Raw genomic sequence first — 15,349 nt, 5'->3', positions numbered from 1 at the left:
AGCGTAGAACAGCGGCGAGGCGGGCGGAACAGTGCGTGCCATAGGAATAAATTCGTTGACATGAGGATTTTATTCCTCTAGGGAGAAGCGGCCAACGGGCGAGCCATGTCCGCCCGGCACCCCCCTCACCCGCCGCTGCCCACCTTTTCCGACGGAGCGCGCCCGCGCGCCGGCCGGGGCGCGGGCGCGCGGCTTTCCGTCCAGGGAGCGCCGATGTCCTTCGATGCCAGTTCGCTTACCGCACTGGTCAGTGCGGGCTCCTTCTCGATCTGGGACTACCGCACCGGCGACAGCCGGGCCGCCGTGCTGGCGAGCGGATATTTCGCGGCCGCCACGGACCGGCTGCTGCCGGGGCATGTGGTGATCCTGCATTCGGCGGATGGGATGTCCTTTCTGCCGATGCGCGAGGCGGGCGCCGTGGGCAACGGGCTGGTGCTGGATTCGGTCTCCGCGCCCCTGCGTCTGAGCCGCACGGCAGCCGGCCGCTTCGGCATCGCGGTCACCGCCCGCATGTCCTGACCCTTCCGGACTGATCCCCGGCGGGTCCGCCACGCCTTCCGGGGCTTTGCCCATCCCATCCCGCATGTCCGGGCGCACGGCCATCCACGGCGCGCCCCGCCTCGCTGTGCCGCAAGAGGAGATCGCATGGCCTTCGCGAGCCCCAGCCTGCTCACGCTCGCCAGCACGGGCAGCATGACGCTCTGGTACTACAGGACCGCCGACACGCGGAGCGCGGTGCTGGCCACCGGCTACTTCGCCGCGGCCGCCGGGCTGCGAGAAGGCGACGTGATCCTGCTGCAGAGCGGCGACGGGCTCTCGCTGCTGCCGGTCCGGACGGGCAGGGCGGTGGGCGCCGGGCTGGTGCTGGACACGGGCACGGCGCCGCTGGCCCTGTCGCGGCAGGGGACGATGCGCTTCGGCCTGGGCGTCACGGCGCTGCCGGTGCTGCGCGCGATCCGCATCGATGCCGTCGCCTCCCCCATTCCCTGGGGCACGGCGATCAGCCTGGGCGCGAGCGTGAAAGGGCCGGTCGCGAGCCTGGTGTTCCGGATCGTCGATGCCGGCGGCGGCACGGTCTCCGGCCCCGTCACGGCGGCGGTCGGCGGCGGCCGGGCCATGGCGAGCCTGGACAGCCCGGCGATCGGCACGGGCTACCGCGTCCGTGCCGAGGATGCCGTGGATCCCGCGCTGTTCCTGCTGTCCCCGGCCTTCTCCGTGAGCCTGGGCCCCGGCCTGCTGGCCGAGGCGGGCGGCGCGCTCCTGACCGAGAGCGGCGACCGCCTGCTGCTCTGACCCCCCCTGCCCCTCCCCGCGACGCCTCCCCACACAGCACAGGATTTCCCATGCCCGACGCGAAGATCAGCCAGCTTCCCGCCGCCGCCATCTTCTCCGACAGCGACCTCAGCCCCGTGGTGCAGGGCGCGACGCCGGAAACGCGGCGCGCCACGGTGGCGCAGTGGCGCAGCGCCATGCAGGCGGACCGGCCGCTGCATGTCCGCGACTACGGCGCCAGGGGCGATGGCATGGCGGACGACGCCGCCGCGATCCAGGCGGCGATCGACGCCGCTTCGGCACAGGGCGGCGGCACGGTGCTGCTGGGGCCGCGGCGCTACCGGCTCGCCGCCGCAGGGCTGGACATCAGGCCGAACGTGGTGCTCTCGGGCGCGCTCTCCACGGGCGCGCAACGGGCGGCAGGCGATTATGGCGGCGTGCCCTACGCCCTGCTGCTCGATCCGGCGCAGACCATCCGGCTGCGCCGCAATGCCGGGCTGAAGGGCGTGGCGATCCTGCGCACCGGCCTCGCCGCGCCGGCCGACATGCGCGCCGGCATCAACCTCGTGGCGGGCTTCGCCGGCACCGCGGTCACGGTCGGCGACGGCACCAACGGCAACGGCTCCGACGTGCGCCTGTCGAACCTGCTGATCCTGGGCTTCGACCTCGCGGTGCTCAGCGACTACAACGCACGGCTGCGAATCGACGACATCGCGGGCGACAACCGCAACGGGCTGCGGCTGCGGCATTCCTACGACATCACCCGCGTGCACAACGTGCATTTCTGGCCTTTCCTGACGGGCAACATCGACGGCGTGGCGCTGAACAGCCGCGACGTGTCGGCCGTCGCGGGCAATGGCTCGGGCGCGATCCGCGTCACCACCGCCACGGCGCATGGGCTGGTGACGGGCGACATGGTGAACCTGACCGGGTGCCTGGGCCTGGCCGCCGCGAACGGGCGCTTCACCGTGACCGTCGTCTCGGCGAATGCTTTCGACCTCAACGGCACGGCCTATGCCAGCGGCTATACCGGCGGCGGCAAGGTCTGGATCTGGAACAACCGCCGTACCGGCACGGCCTTCCATCTCGAATACGCCGATGTGGCCGAGTTCACCAACTGCTTCGCCTATGGCTACGACACAGGTTTCAACCTGGGCCACAACGTGCAGGCGACGCAGTGCATCGACTGCTCGGTGGACAATCACCTGGACGTGGCCGATCCGCTGACGGTGGGGCTGCGCATCACGGGCGGCGGCGGCACCGCCCCCGATGGCAGCAGCACGATCGGCGCCTTCCGCACCAAGTGGATCGGTGGCTTCCTGTCCTCTCAGGGCCGGACGGTGCTGCTGGACCCGGTCTCCTCCACCGAGCAGCACCACATCGTCGGCGCGGTGGTGAACGGCGGCACGCTGCGCACCATCGACCTGCAGCGCGGCGCGCTGACGCTGGAGGCCTGCGACCTCACCACCGGCGGCAACCTGTACGGCACGGGCAACCCGAATGTCGTGTATCTTGGCAGCGAGGCGCAGAACCTGACGCTGCTGGGCTGCGACCTGCGGAGCGCGACCTTCCAGGCCGCGAGCGACGCCGCCATGCAGCGCCTGAGCATGAGCGGCAACCGCGACTCCTCCGGCGTGGCGAAGCTCGCGGGCGGCAGCCTGGAGCTGCACACCGTGCCGAGCGCGAGCGCCGGCCCGACCCGGCGGCTGGACATCGCGCCCGACGGCACGATGACGGTGCGCCGCCGCTCCGCCAGCCTGGGCGCGCGCATCAACCTCGCCAATCCTGCGGACCAGGCGGCCTACTTCATCTCCGCCGGACAGGCGGGCGGCAATCTCGGCCTGGGCGGCGATCCGGGCGTGAACCCGAATGGCGGCATCGACCTGGGCACCACCGGCAACGCCACCGCGCCGATGGTGGTGCAGATCCGGCGGATCTCGGCCAGCCCGGCGGCCAGCGACCGGCTCGGCTACCTCCACCTCAACGGCATGAACAGCGGCGCGGTGGAGACCACCTATGCCCGGCTGGCGGGAATCTCGGACAGCATCGCCGCCGGCACGGAAGCCGGCACGCTGGTGCTGGAGCTGCGCCAGGGCGCGGGCATGGTCGAACGGCTGCGCCTTTCGGCCGATGGCACGCTGCTGCTGACCGCGGCGCCGAGCGCGCCGATGCATGCGGCAACCAAGAGCTATGTGGACGGCCAGTTCACCGAGCGGCGGCTGCCGCAGGTGGTGCTGTCCGCCGCGACGGCGCTGGGCTTCGCCGTGCACAACAACCGGCTGCTGCTGGCCAATGCCGGAACCAGCCTGGGCATCGACTACAACGCGGTCGGGCTCGGCTTCTCCTGCATGGTGGTCAACCGCAGCGGCGCCGACCTGGCGCTGGCGCTCAGCAACTTCACCGGCAGCGCGCCGGTCAGCTCGGAGGGCTATACGAAGATCAAGGCGAATGGCGTGGCGAGCCTGCTGACCTATTCGCCCGATGGCACCACCACCCGGTACTGCCATCTCAGCGGGGCGGGCGCGGCCTGATGCTGGGGATCGTCGCCGCCGCGCTCGGGGTGGAGGCTGGAGGCAGCGCCTCCTGGCTCACCCTGATCGGCCCGCGCAGCCTGCACGGCTCGCTCGCCGTCACACGCGGCTCCACCGCCGGCGGCTACGATGCCGCCGGCAGCTATCTGGAACTGGCCGCCAGCCAGCCGCGCTTCGATGCATCGGGCGGGCTGATCGTGGAGGAGGCGCGGACCAATGCGATCCGCAACCCGCGCATGGAAGGCGCCGTGGCGGGCTCGCCCGGGACGGTGCCGGGGTACTGGACGGTCACCGCCATCACGGGCCTGACCCGGACCCTGTCCACCGGGGTGGAGGCGGGGGCGCCCTATCTGGACTGCAACTTCGCCGGCACCAGCACGGCGGCGGGCTATTGCGTCGTCATGCCGGAACAGGTGGGCGGCGCCGCCGCGGTGTCCGGGCAGAGCTGGACCTGCGCCATGAACATCGCCCTGGTGGCGGGCAGCCTCCCGAGCGGCGGCAATCTCCGCCTGAGAATGCAGGAGCGCGGTGGCGACAGCTCGCCCGCCACGGATGCCGGCATCATCGCGACAGCCGCCGCGCAGCGCGTCGCCTGCACGCGGACCCTCACGGTCGGCGGCACGACCAGCATCGTCCCTTCGGTGCTGGCCTACGTGCCGAGCGGCGTTGCCATGAACTTCACCCTGCGGGTCTCTCTGCCGCAGCTGGAACAGGCGACCTTCGCCACCACGCCGGTCCTGCCGCCGGCGGGCAGCCGGGTGGCGCAGACCCGGGCGGCGGACCAGCTCCTGTGCCAGCCGGCTGGCGGCTATGGCGGCAGCGGCACGCTGCTGGTCGCCGCCAGCCTGCCGCAGGCCTCGCCCGCCGGGCTGCCCCAGGGCCTGTGGCAGATCGACGACGGCACCGATGCGAACCGGCTGATCCTGCGCAACACCGGCACGGCGCTGACCGCGGAGATCGAGCGCGGCGGCGCCAGCGGCGCGGTGATGACGCTGGGCAGCATGGTGCCCGGCACCGCCTTCCGGGCGGCCTTCGCCTGGGCGCCCGGAAGCCAGTCGGCCTGCATGACCGGCGGATCCGTCCAGACGGCGGCGGCCACCTTGCCCGCAGGGCTGGCGCGGCTGCTGCCCGGGCATGGATCGGGGGGCTGGAACCGGGCGCTGAACGGCTCGGTCCGGCTGCTCCAGTACCTCCCCTCGCGGCTGCCGGATACGCAGTTGCAGGGCCTCGTCAACCAGAGCTGAGAAAGGGCTTCTCCATGAGCGACCTGACCAACTATGCCCGCGACATGCTGGCCCGGACCCTGTGCGGCCGGGCGCCGACCCCACCGGGCGCGGTCTATGCCGCGCTGGGCAGCGCCGGCAGCGCCACGGGCGGCGTGACCGGGGAACCGGCAGGCACCGGCTATGCCCGCCAGCGCGTTACCTTCAACGGCACCGGCAGCCAGAGCAATGCCGAGGCGCTGCGCTTCACCTTCACCGCCGCCGCCGGGACGCTGGGCTATCTCGGCCTGTTCGACGCCGCCTCCGGGGGCAACCCGCTGACCTTCATGGCGCTGTCGCAGCCGGTGGTGATGTCGGGGCCCGGCACGGTCACCGTTGCCGCGAGCGGGCTGGTGGTGGCGCCAGACTGACCTTCCTGGCCGCCCGTGCTGCCGTGGGGGCCCCGCTCCTACGGCAGCAGCACCGCCAGAAGGACCAGGACGAGGCCCAGCATCGACACGGCCCAGACGATGCTGCGCAGCCAGGGGACGCCGGCGGCATAGAGCGGCAGATAGACCATCCGGCCCCAGAAGTAGATCTGGGCACCCCAGGCCGTCATCGCCCCTTCCCGCCCGGCGATATGGGCGGCGAGGATCGCGGCGGCGAAGAAGGGAAAGGTCTCCATCAGATTGGACTGCGCGCGGCGGAGCCGGGCGGCGATGCCCTGGGGCGGGCGCTCCTCGTCCCTTGCCCCGGCGGACCAAGCCAGTCCGTTCTGCGCCGTGGTCCCCATGGCCGTCAGCAGAAGCTGGACGATGCCCAGCACCACCGTCCATGCCAGAAGCCGCAGTTCCAGTGTCATGCCCGCCATCCCTTCCCGCCCGCGCCGCCTTGCCGGATTGGCAGGGCGCGAAACAGCAACGCGCGACGCCCCTTCCCGTCACGTGGCCACGCCTCCGGCGGGGCGCGGCGGGCCTATCTCAGCCGGGCGATCTCCAGCCTGGGCGCTTCCCTGGGTGCTTCCCTGGGCGCTTCCCTGGGCGCCCCCTTGGGCGGCTCGGCGCCGTCTTCCGGCTTCAGCAGCCGGGCCATCTGCACCCGGTCGCGTCCCGACTGCTTCGCGGTGTAGAGGGCCTCGTCGGCGGCCTTCAGAACCATGGCGATGGTCTGCCCATGGGCCGGCATGTCCGCCACCCCGGCGGAGATGGTGACGCGGGGCAGCACCGTATCCGTGCCCTGGTGCAGCGCCCGCACCTGCTCGCGGATCTCCTCCATCCGCCGGCAGGCGTTCTCCGCGTCGCAATCCGGCATCAGCAGCACGATCTCCTCCCCGCCATAGCGGCAGGCGACGTCGCCCCGGCGGAGGTCGCCCTGGATCAGCACGGCCAGGGCGCGCAGCACCGCGTCGCCCGTGGCGTGGCCGTGGCGGTCGTTGACCTGCTTGAAGTGGTCCACGTCGATCATGACCACCGCGACCGGGGCGCCGCGGCGGTCGGCCTGGCCGGCGAAGCGCTCTGACACCTCCTCCAGGAAGCGGCGGTTGTAGAGGCCGGTCAGCGAATCGCGCAGCGCCTGGTTGCGCAGCTTCTCGCGCAGGGAAAGGTTGGCCAGGGCCATGGACACGCCATCCGCCAGCGCCACCGCCAGGTCGCGCTGCGGCTCCGGCGCATCGGGCAGGCCGGACACGGCGGCGCCGAACTGCATCACGCCATAGACCTCGCCCCGCGCCGTCATCGGGATCTCCAGGCCGGGAAGCCCCAGGGCGACGTGCTCGCAGGGGATGTCGGCGCCAGGGCCGTGGCGGTGCGGGCGGCCGCGCTTGAGCGCCCAGCAGTTCTCCGGCGAGAAATGGTCCACGCTGGCGAGCTTCGTCCCTTCGGGCCAGACCGCCGTGCAGTCCAGCCGGTCGCGGCTGTTGTTGAAGACGTAGAGCGCCCCGGGCACGCCCGGCAGCACCTCCTGCGCCGTGTGCAGCACGACCCGGCGGATGTCCTGCTCGGTCTGGCAGGCCTGGAGCATGTCGCTCATGCGCAGCAGGCTGCGGATCTCGGCGCGGCGGACGTCCATCTCCCGCCGGACGGCCTGCTCCGCCCGGCCGTGGCGCGCGATCTGCCACCAGGCGATGGCCAGGGCGCCCAGGCAGAGCCCGGCCCCCAGCATCACCAGCACCAGGATCCGCGCCTGGACGCGCTGCATCCCGCGCGCGGCCTGCTCGACCTGTGCGACGCGCAGGCGGACGAAGCGCTCCAGGGCGAGGCGGACCGTCTCGCCCTGGGCCTGCAGGAGGCCGCGGCGCCCTTCCTCGATCACCGTCTCGCGCTCCCCGGCCTGGAGCCGGTCGAGGATGTCCTTGCGGGCGGCAACGATCCGCGTGATCGGGCCCAGGATCGGCGGGCTGCCGGTGTCCTCCTGGGCCGAATCCACCAGGCTGGCGATGCGGCGGAACTCCCCGCTCTCCAGCAGCTCCGCCGCCCGGCCGAAGCGGAGCTGGTCCTGCACCAGCCCGAAGAGCGCATAGGCGCGCAGGGCGGATTCGCCGTCCAGCAGGGCGATGGTCAGTTGCCTGGCCTCGGCGCTTTCTGTCCGCAGCCGCTCCATCTCCCTTTCCAGGGACAGGCTCTGCCGGTTGCCCAGCGAGGCCGCCACGGCGCCGGCCATCACCGCGATGGCCGCGGAAAGCAGCAGCCAGCCTGCGAAACGGGTCGGAGGGGCGTGGAGCTTGGTCACCATGGCGCGAGAGTAACCCATCTTAATATCAACTTTAAGTTGTTATTTACGATTTCGTTTCTATTCCGTCCCGGAAGTGCCTGTCCGGGACTTTCCTGGTCCCGTTTGCCACGACTCTGTCATGCGCCAGCTTTCGCGCCGCCGCCGGACGCGCTAACCCCGCAGCACCATGAACGCCATGCCCGACAGCGCCTCCGCCCAGCTCGCCGATGCCGCCCGTGACGCCCGCGCCGCCGCGCGGGTTCTGGCGCGTCTGCCAGGGCCGGCGCGGGACGCGGCGCTGCGCGCGGCGGCGGCGGCGCTGCGGCGGCGGCAGGACGCCATCCTGGAGGCCAATGCCGCCGACCTGGACACTGCGCAGGGGCTGACCGACGCCTTCCGCGACCGGCTGACCCTCAACCCCGCCCGGGTCGAGGCTATGGCCCGGGGGTTGGAGGAGATCGCGGCGCAGCCCGGCCCGGTCGGCCGCGTGATCAGCGAATGGACCCGGCCCAACGGGCTGGTGATCCGCCGCGTGGCGCAGCCGATGGGCGTCATCGGCATGATCTACGAGAGCCGGCCCAATGTCGGCGCCGATGCGGCGGGGATCTGCCTGAAGGCGGGTTCGGCCGTGATCCTGCGCGGCGGCAGCGAGAGCCTGCGCTCCGCCCGGGCGATCCATGCCGCCATCGCCGAGGGCCTGCGCGCGGCCGGGCTGCCGGAGGCGGCGGTGCAGATCGCGCCCTCCGCGGACCGGGCCTTCGTGGGCGCCATGCTGCGCGCCTCGGGGCTGATCGACCTGATCATCCCGCGCGGCGGCAAGGGGCTCGTGACGCGCGTGATGGAGGAGGCGCGGGTGCCCGTCCTCGCCCATGCCGAGGGGCTCTGCCACACCTATGTCCACGAGGCCGCCGACCAAGCGATGGCGCGCGCCGTCCTGGCCAATGCCAAGATGCGCCGCACGGGCATCTGCGGCGCTACCGAGACCCTGCTGATCGATGCCGCCGTGGCGCCTTCGCTGCTGCCGCTGCTGATCGGCGACCTGCGGGCGCTGGGCTGCGACTTCCGCGCCGACGCGCGGGCGCGGGCCATCCTGCCGGATCTGAAGCCCGCCACCGAGGCGGATTTCGCCACCGAATGGCTGGACGCCGTCCTGTCGGTGAAGGTGGTGGACGGGGTGGAGGACGCGATCGCCCATATCACCCGCTATGGCAGCGAGCATACCGAGGCCATCGTGACGCAGGACGAATCCGCGGCGCGGCAGTTCCTGGACGGGATCGGCTCGGCGGTGGGAATGTGGAACGCCTCCACCCAGTTCTGCGACGGCGGCGAGTTCGGCTTCGGCGCCGAGATCGGCATCGCCACCGGCCGGCTGCACGCGCGCGGCCCGGTCGGAGCGGAACAGCTCTGCACCTGGCGCTACCAGGTCCTGGGCAGTGGCCAGACCCGTCCCTGAGCCCAGGCCTGCCCCCGTCCCGTGACACGCCCCTGATGCCTCCGCCGCCCCGGCACGAACACGCGTCCAAGCCGCCTTCCCTGCCCCTTGGGGAGCGACGGTCCTGAGACGGCAACTGGCGGAGCCTGGGGCCTGGGGCGACAACCGGCGCCGGCGCATCGGGCTGCTCGGCGGCTCCTTCAACCCGGCGCATCAGGGGCACGAGCACGTGGCCCGGATCGCCCTGCGGGCGCTGCGGCTGGATGCGGTCTGGCTGCTGGTCTCGCCGGGCAACCCGCTGAAGCCGCCGCGCGGCATGGCCCCCTTCCAGCAGCGCCTCGCCTCGGCGCGGGCCATCGCCGACGGCGCGCAGGTGATCGCCACGGGGATCGAGGCGAAGCTGGGCTACCGCCGCACCGAGCGCACCCTGGCCAAGCTGCGGCGGCGCTTCCCCCGTGCCCGCTTCGTCTTCGTGATCGGGGCGGACAACCTGTGGCAACTGCCCCGCTGGGGGGGTTGGGAAAGGCTGGCCCGGCACACGCCGCTGGCGGTGCTGCCGCGTCCGGGCTGGACACGCAAGGCGTTGCACGGCAAGGCAGCCTCCGTGCTACGCCACTGGCGGCGGCGGCCGGGACAGCTCCTGGCCGGGCCGCCCGGACGGCATGCCGGCTGGACGCTGATCCCGGCGCGGGAGAATGCCCTGAGCTCCACGGATCTGCGGAGCAACGGCCATCATCCGGGCTGGCCTGCCGGCGGCGACTGAACGATACGGAATGGACGCTGGCGCCGGGACGGGGCCAGCGTGGCGTTTCCGCTGGATGACCCGATGACGGAGAGGAGGCGGCCATAGCCCGCACCCCCAGGAACGAGAGCGAGACCGGGGCCACCAAGGCACCCGCGACGCGCCGCAAGGCCGCCACGGCCACGGAAAAGGCCCCCCCTGCCAAGGCGACCCCCCGGAAGGCCGCGCCTGCCGGAGCCGCCGCGGTGAAGGCCTCCGCGAGGGCCACGGCGGCGAAGGCTGCCACGAAGGCCCCTGCGGCGAAGGCGGCGGCGCCGAAGACGGCCGCCACGACCTCCCGCAAGGCGCAGGTCGCGGCCGGGCCGGAGGTGCGCCCCCCCGCGGCGCGCGCCAGGGCGCCACGCAAGAAGGTCGCGCCGCCGGTGCTGGAGCGGCTGGTGGCCACGGCCGTCGCCTCGCTGGAGGACGACAAGGCGGAGAACGTGGTGGTGCTGGACATCGCCACCCGCTCCTCCTTCGCCGACCGGATGATCGTGGCGACCGGCCTCGCCGACCGCCAGATCCAGGCCATGGCCACCCATGTCGAGGAAGCGCTGGAGAAGGAAGGGGTGAAGCGCATCCGTTCCGAGACCTCGCCCGACTGGGTGCTGCTCGACGCGGGGGACCTGGTGATCCACCTGTTCAAGCCTGAGGCGCGCGAGACCTATGCCATCGAGCGCATGTGGGGGCCGCACAGCCCCGGCGAGGAAGAGGCCTCCCCGGTCGGGGAGGAAGGCTGACGGCCCGCCCGCCGCTGCTGCTGGCGGTGGGCCGGGCGAAGCCGGGGCCGGAGGCGGCGCTCTTTGCCCAGCACAACGCCCGGCTGCGGCCCGCCCTGGTGCTGAAGGAATTCGCCGAGGGCAGCGGCAGCCCGGCGGAGATGCGGCGGCGGGAGGGCGAGGCCCTGCTCGCCGCCCTGCCCGACGGCGCCCTGGCCGTGGCGCTGGACCTGGGCGGGGAGATGCCGGACAGCGAGGCGCTCGCCCGGCTGACCGCGCGCTGGGAGGAAGCCGCACGGCCGCTGGCCTTCCTGATCGGCGGGGCGGAGGGGCTGGACCCCCAGGTGCTGGCGCGGGCGGACCACCGGATCTCGCTGGGGCGGCTGACCTGGCCGCACATGCTGGTGCGGGGGCTGCTGGCCGAGGCGCTGTTCCGAGCCCAGTGCATCCGCACGGGCCATCCCTATCACCGGGCCTGGCGGCCGGGCTGAACGCCCCGGCGCCGGGCATGGCCACGATCCGGCGAAGAGGAAAGCATGTCCGCCACCGACGAGGACGACGAGGACGCGGCCCCGCCCGGCATGCCGCCGGGCACGCCCTTCTACATGACGCCCGCCGGCCATGCGGCGCTGCGCGAGGAGCTTCGGCGGCTCTGGGACGTGGAGCGGCCGAAGGTGGTCGAGGTGGTGTCCTGGGCCGCCTCGCTGGGCGACCGCAGCGAGAACGCGGACTACCAGTACGGCAAGCGGCGCCTGCGCGAGATCGACCGGCGGGTGCGCTTCCTGCGCAAGCGGCTGGAAAAGGCCCAGGTGGTCGATCCGGCGGAGCAGGCGCGGCGCGAGCAGGTCTTCTTCGGCGCCACCGTCACCTATGCGCGCGAGGATGACAGCGAGGTCACCGTGACCATCGTGGGCGTGGACGAGACCGACCTTTCCCTGGGCCGGATCAGCTGGGTCTCGCCCGTGGCGCGCGCCCTGCTGGGCCGGCGCGTGGGCGACCTGCCCCGCCTGCGCACACCCCAGGGCAGCGAGGAGATCGAGGTGGTGGCGATCCAATACCCGGCGGGCTGACCGCGCCGCCCCTGGCGGTCAGCCCGGCAGGCAGCGCACCGTGTCGGCATGATCCCGGGCCAGGACCGGCTTCGTGCCCTCGGGACATGCGAGCTGCTGGCGCCGCGCCGGGGGCAGGCCCTGGAACCATTCGAACACCGCCCCGTCATCGCCGCCCCGGCCCGGTCCGGTGGCCAGCCTGCTGCCGCGCCCGTCGCAGCGGCCCGGCCGCCCGGGCATCGGACGGCCGCCGTTCGGGCAGAGCCAGCGCTGAAGGGCCTGCATCTCGGAAGGCGAGAGCCGCAGGGCGCGGGCCGGGCGGTCGCGCGGGGCCGCCTCCGCGATGCCGCCGGGCAGGAGGAACGGCAGGGCCAGGAGAAGCAGGCCGGCGAGGCCGGTCTGGCGGGATGAAGGACAGCAGGCGGAAAGGGTCACGGCAATCGCCGGAAATGGGTCTTCGGAGGCACGGCGCGCCCGATCGTGGCGGCCCCGGGAATACCACCCGGTGCCGCCAGGGGGAAACCGGCCTTCTCAGCCGGCCTTGCGGCCGCGCGCGATGAGGCCCTGGCAGCGGTTGTCGTCGCCGATGCCGAACTGGATCGTCGGCAGGATCGCCAGCGGCGCGGCCAGGAAGCCGAGGCCGACGGCGGCGCCGGCCCGGACACCGCCTTCGGTCGGATCGATGCCGACCGCGGGGTCACGGAAGGTTCCGCCGATCGTGATCGGTGCCGGGAGTTGCCCCACGGTGAAATGCTTGGAGTCGCTTCGGATGCTGTAGTCCAGCCTTTCCCGCCCCAGATCCACCGTGCCCTTGCCGGAAATCAGCACGTCCGCCGTGTCCAGCAACAGGGCGCGGGTGTTCAGCACGCCGCGGCGGAGGGCGAAGTCGCCGACAAAACATTCCACCTGGGTCCGGTCCGGCAGCTTGAGAAAGGACAGGATGGCATTGCCCAGGCGCAGGCCGGACAGGTCCACCAGCAGGGCGCTGAGATTGCCGCCCCCCGCCATGGTCAGGGTCAGGGAGCCGTTGCCGCTGCCCAGGATCCCGGCGAGCGACTTGCCGGTGCCGTCGATGACCGCGCGGCCACCTATCAGTCCCGAGCCCTGGAAGCCTGTGGGCTGCATCAGGCGCGACAGGTCCACGCGCTGGAACTGCACGTCCGCCCGTGCCCCCAGGGCGCCGTTCTCCTGAGGCGTGAGGGCGATCTCGCCGGCGATGCGGCCCTTGCCGACCGCGAAGCTGACCGGGCTGAGCCGCACCGCGCCGTCCGCGATGGTCATGTCCACGGCCATGCCGTCGAAGGGGATCTGCCGGCCCCGGATGCTGTCGGCGTGGTAGTTCAGCTTCACATCCGCCATGTTCAGCTTGGGCAGGCTGACCGGCGTATCCGGCAGCACCCGGCTGCTGCGCTCGTCGCGGGCCAGTTCCCGCCGCTGCTGCGCGCTCTGGCCGGGGGTGGAGGCACGGCCCGGAGTCTCGCCGATGAAGCCGCCCAGATCGGCCAGGTCCACCTGCTTCGAATGCAGGTCCGCCTCCACCAGCGGCTTCGCGCCGCCGGTGGTGACGGCGATGGTGCCGGACAGGTCGCTGTTGCCGACGCGTCCGTCGAAGTCGCGGAAGCGTACGCGGCCATCGGCGTAGTCGAGGCGCCCGGCGACACGGTAGTTCGGCGTACGGGCAAAGGGGATGCCGGTCAGCGGCTGCAGCAGCGCCATGTCGGGCCCCTGCAGCACGAGGTTCACGTCGGCGCCCTGCAGGGCCAGCGGGTCCCTGACCGTGCCTTTCAGGGACACGTTGGTCGGGCCGTTGGCGAGTTTCAGCTCGATCGGCCAGGGGCGAGCCTCGTTCTGGAAATAGGCCGGCCCGCCGGCCAGGGCTTCGCCGGTGATGCGCTGGCCCGCATAGGTGCCGTCCGCCGTCACGGCGATGCGTGGGTCCGGCGTCTCCTCGTCACGGGTGGCGATGCCGAGCTGGAAATCCGCCTTCAGCGCCGGATTCACCACATGCGCATGGCCATCGACGATCCGCAGCACGCCGATGCGCGGGGCGCTGGCGGCCTTGTCCTGCTTCGGTGCCTCCTCGCCGGCCGGCTTGCCGAAGTCGAAAGCGTAGTTGGTGCGGCCATCCGGATGAGCCAGCGCGGCGACCTGCGGGCGCTCCACCGTCACCGAGGGAATGACGATGGCGCGGTGGTGCCAGTACTCCATGATATCGACCAGCACGGTGGTGCGCGGCACCTGGGCGAAGGGCTCCTCCGCCTCGAACCCGTCCGGGTTGGCGACGCGCAGGTCGTCCACCACGATTTCCGTGACGCGGCCGGGACGCACATGCAGGTGAGCGATCGTCACCTTGCGGCCAAGCGCGGCCGAGGCCTGGCGCTCTGCCAGCGGGATGAACCAGTCCCAGGACCAGAAGGCGACGACCAGCGACACCAGGACCAGCGGGATGCCGATCCAGAAGGGCCATCGGGGGAAACGCCGCTGCGCCATGGAACCTCCGCGGGATGTTGCGGGCTGGCCGCGCCGGCGCAGTGCCAGGAGCGGTTCAAGCGGTAAGCGCCGGGTTCGGGCGGGGGTTCGCCGTCAGCAGGCACTTTTTCGTGAGGCGGCTGGGCCAGGGGGCCACCGGCTCAACGCAATGTGAGGCCGTGGCGGCATGCGCGGTGGAGGCGCTGTCAGGGACAGCAGGCTATGGCGGTGCGGTGCGCAAGCTCCCGATCCTGGCGATTCTCCTCCTCCCCATGGCCTGCGCCACTCCTCCTCCCACCGCCGTCGCTCCGGAGCGGCTGATCCCCGAGATCCGCGATCCCGGCCGCGCGCCGCTGGTCCATGCGGCGGTGCGCGAATGGGAGGCGTGGGGCAGGCTGGTGCTGACGGGCTGGGCGCCGGCGCTGGATGGCAACGCGGTCCCCTCCCCCGCCAATTTCCCCCGCGTCCTGGCCTATTGGGAGGCGGTGCCCGGCAACCGGGGCGTGGCGCGGCAGCACCAGCGGCTGCACGACGCGCTGATGCTGGCCATGGCCCAGGATGGGCAGCCGCCGGTGGAACCGTCCATTTCCCTCTGGGCCTATCCCTTCTGGTCCGCTGCCTTCATCAGCTACGTGATGGAGCAGGCGGGGGTGGGCGAGGCGGATTTCACGCCTTCCGCCCGCCATGCCGCCTATATCGACGGGCTGCTCTCGCGCGCCGCCTGGGACCCGCAGGGGGCGGCCTTCCTGCCGCGCGAGCCCGGGGAGTACGCCCCGCAGCCCGGCGACCTGCTCTGCGCCGACCGCTCCACCGGCAACCAGCTGCTGAGCTGGACCGACCGGATGGCGGAAACCGGGGCCTTCCGGCCGATGCATTGCGACGTGGTGGTGTCGGACCAGCCGGGGCTGGTGCAGGCGATCGGCGGCAATGTGCGGGACGCGGTGGTGCTGCGGCGCCTGCCGGCGGACGAAAAGGGCCGGGTGAAGCCGGCACCTTACGGGGAGGCGGGGTTCTTCGTGGTGTTCGAGAACCGGCTGGGGCAGCGCGCCCGTCCGGTGCCGACGCCGTCATCGGCGGGCACGGTTCCGGAAGGCATGCCGGCGGAAAGCGGGGCGGAGCCACCGCCACGGAGCTGAGGCCCCGCCGCGGGGCCGCCTTGTGCGGCGCCGCATGGCCATGCCTCCG

15 protein-coding genes are annotated in these 15,349 nt (G+C 72.5%); 11 read left to right on the top strand and 4 right to left on the bottom strand.

Features of this window, described 5'->3' with window-relative positions; genetic code table 11:
* The first annotated feature begins 213 nt into the window (after positions 1-213).
* The 5 genes from CTJ15_RS06160 (at position 214) to CTJ15_RS06140 (ending at position 5,436) form a co-directional block, all read left to right on the top strand.
* The gene (locus CTJ15_RS06160) at positions 214-519 is read left to right on the top strand and encodes a hypothetical protein (protein ID WP_019461603.1); all 306 of its coding nucleotides are present in this window, start codon (positions 214-216) and stop codon (positions 517-519) included.
* Positions 520-645: 126 nt separating this feature from the next.
* Positions 646-1,293, top strand: coding sequence for a hypothetical protein (locus tag CTJ15_RS06155; protein WP_099781341.1), 648 nt, complete (start codon positions 646-648; stop codon positions 1,291-1,293).
* 50 nt (positions 1,294-1,343) lie between these two features.
* Positions 1,344-3,803, top strand: a complete 2,460-nt coding sequence (locus tag CTJ15_RS24270) for a glycosyl hydrolase family 28-related protein (protein WP_226946062.1) — start codon at positions 1,344-1,346, stop codon at positions 3,801-3,803.
* A complete protein-coding gene (locus tag CTJ15_RS06145) occupies positions 3,803-5,047 on the top strand; it encodes a hypothetical protein (protein WP_099781340.1) in 1,245 nt (414 codons plus the stop codon). Before CTJ15_RS24270 ends, CTJ15_RS06145 begins: the two co-directional genes overlap by 1 nt.
* Before the next feature lie 14 nt (positions 5,048-5,061).
* Positions 5,062-5,436, top strand: a complete 375-nt coding sequence (locus CTJ15_RS06140) for a hypothetical protein (protein WP_019461607.1) — start codon at positions 5,062-5,064, stop codon at positions 5,434-5,436.
* Positions 5,437-5,474: 38 nt separating this feature from the next.
* On the opposite strand, the gene CTJ15_RS06135 is transcribed toward CTJ15_RS06140, so the two are convergent.
* Positions 5,475-5,867, bottom strand: coding sequence for an MAPEG family protein (locus tag CTJ15_RS06135; RefSeq protein WP_075822669.1), 393 nt, complete (start codon positions 5,865-5,867; stop codon positions 5,475-5,477).
* A 113-nt stretch (positions 5,868-5,980) separates the two neighbouring features.
* Positions 5,981-7,753 carry a GGDEF domain-containing protein gene (locus CTJ15_RS06130; RefSeq protein ID WP_099781339.1) on the bottom strand — a complete coding sequence of 591 codons (1,773 nt, stop codon included), beginning with the start codon at positions 7,751-7,753 and terminating at the stop codon, positions 5,981-5,983.
* A 157-nt stretch (positions 7,754-7,910) separates the two neighbouring features.
* Here CTJ15_RS06130 and CTJ15_RS06125 point away from each other — a divergent pair, with 157 nt between their 5' ends.
* The 5 genes from CTJ15_RS06125 to greB all read left to right on the top strand — a co-directional run bounded on the left by CTJ15_RS06125 (position 7,911) and on the right by greB (position 11,716).
* Positions 7,911-9,167 carry a glutamate-5-semialdehyde dehydrogenase gene (locus tag CTJ15_RS06125; RefSeq protein ID WP_083755537.1) on the top strand — a complete coding sequence of 419 codons (1,257 nt, stop codon included), beginning with the start codon at positions 7,911-7,913 and terminating at the stop codon, positions 9,165-9,167.
* A gap of 157 nt (positions 9,168-9,324) precedes the next feature.
* Positions 9,325-9,909 (top strand): nicotinate-nucleotide adenylyltransferase, encoded by a 585-nt coding sequence (locus CTJ15_RS06120; protein WP_369924220.1) that lies wholly within the window; start codon positions 9,325-9,327, stop codon positions 9,907-9,909.
* Positions 9,910-10,133: 224 nt separating this feature from the next.
* Positions 10,134-10,667 (top strand): ribosome silencing factor, encoded by a 534-nt coding sequence (rsfS, locus tag CTJ15_RS06115; protein WP_019461612.1) that lies wholly within the window; start codon positions 10,134-10,136, stop codon positions 10,665-10,667.
* A 26-nt stretch (positions 10,668-10,693) separates the two neighbouring features.
* The gene (locus tag CTJ15_RS06110; protein WP_019461613.1) at positions 10,694-11,137 is read left to right on the top strand and encodes a 23S rRNA (pseudouridine(1915)-N(3))-methyltransferase RlmH; all 444 of its coding nucleotides are present in this window, start codon (positions 10,694-10,696) and stop codon (positions 11,135-11,137) included.
* A gap of 45 nt (positions 11,138-11,182) precedes the next feature.
* Positions 11,183-11,716: a transcription elongation factor GreB gene (greB, locus tag CTJ15_RS06105; protein WP_075823209.1), complete on the top strand. Its 534-nt coding sequence runs from the start codon at positions 11,183-11,185 to the stop codon at positions 11,714-11,716.
* An 18-nt stretch (positions 11,717-11,734) separates the two neighbouring features.
* Here the strand turns inward: greB and CTJ15_RS06100 are convergent, their stop codons facing one another.
* Both CTJ15_RS06100 and CTJ15_RS06095 read right to left on the bottom strand, forming a co-directional pair.
* Positions 11,735-12,130: a hypothetical protein gene (locus CTJ15_RS06100; protein ID WP_075823210.1), complete on the bottom strand. Its 396-nt coding sequence runs from the start codon at positions 12,128-12,130 to the stop codon at positions 11,735-11,737.
* A gap of 96 nt (positions 12,131-12,226) precedes the next feature.
* Complete coding sequence (locus tag CTJ15_RS06095) at positions 12,227-14,185, bottom strand: AsmA family protein (protein WP_075823211.1); 1,959 nt, start codon at positions 14,183-14,185, stop codon at positions 12,227-12,229.
* 158 nt (positions 14,186-14,343) lie between these two features.
* On the opposite strand from CTJ15_RS06095, the gene CTJ15_RS24710 reads away from it, so the two are divergent.
* Positions 14,344-15,300, top strand: a complete 957-nt coding sequence (locus CTJ15_RS24710) for a DUF2272 domain-containing protein (protein WP_226946061.1) — start codon at positions 14,344-14,346, stop codon at positions 15,298-15,300.
* The last annotated feature ends 49 nt before the right edge of the window (positions 15,301-15,349 follow it).

Source organism: Roseomonas sp. FDAARGOS_362 (genome assembly GCF_002754815.1).
GTDB classification, from domain to species: domain Bacteria; phylum Pseudomonadota; class Alphaproteobacteria; order Acetobacterales; family Acetobacteraceae; genus Roseomonas; species Roseomonas mucosa.
Note: the sequence above shows the minus strand (reverse complement) of the source record. Positions and strands in the feature narration are given on the sequence as shown.

Excerpts from the sequence above, each read along its gene's own strand:
- CTJ15_RS06160 (WP_019461603.1), top strand. The coding sequence starts at position 214 with ATGTCCTTCGATGCCAGTTCGCTTACCGCACTGGTCAGTGCGGGCTCC.
- CTJ15_RS06155 (WP_099781341.1), top strand. The coding sequence starts at position 646 with ATGGCCTTCGCGAGCCCCAGCCTGCTCACGCTCGCCAGCACGGGCAGC.
- CTJ15_RS24270 (WP_226946062.1), top strand. The coding sequence starts at position 1,344 with ATGCCCGACGCGAAGATCAGCCAGCTTCCCGCCGCCGCCATCTTCTCC.
- CTJ15_RS06145 (WP_099781340.1), top strand. The coding sequence starts at position 3,803 with ATGCTGGGGATCGTCGCCGCCGCGCTCGGGGTGGAGGCTGGAGGCAGC.
- CTJ15_RS06140 (WP_019461607.1), top strand. The coding sequence starts at position 5,062 with ATGAGCGACCTGACCAACTATGCCCGCGACATGCTGGCCCGGACCCTG.
- CTJ15_RS06135 (WP_075822669.1), bottom strand. The coding sequence starts at position 5,867 with ATGACACTGGAACTGCGGCTTCTGGCATGGACGGTGGTGCTGGGCATC.
- CTJ15_RS06130 (WP_099781339.1), bottom strand. The coding sequence starts at position 7,753 with ATGGGTTACTCTCGCGCCATGGTGACCAAGCTCCACGCCCCTCCGACC.
- CTJ15_RS06125 (WP_083755537.1), top strand. The coding sequence starts at position 7,911 with ATGCCCGACAGCGCCTCCGCCCAGCTCGCCGATGCCGCCCGTGACGCC.
- greB (WP_075823209.1), top strand. The coding sequence starts at position 11,183 with ATGTCCGCCACCGACGAGGACGACGAGGACGCGGCCCCGCCCGGCATG.
- CTJ15_RS06095 (WP_075823211.1), bottom strand. The coding sequence starts at position 14,185 with ATGGCGCAGCGGCGTTTCCCCCGATGGCCCTTCTGGATCGGCATCCCG.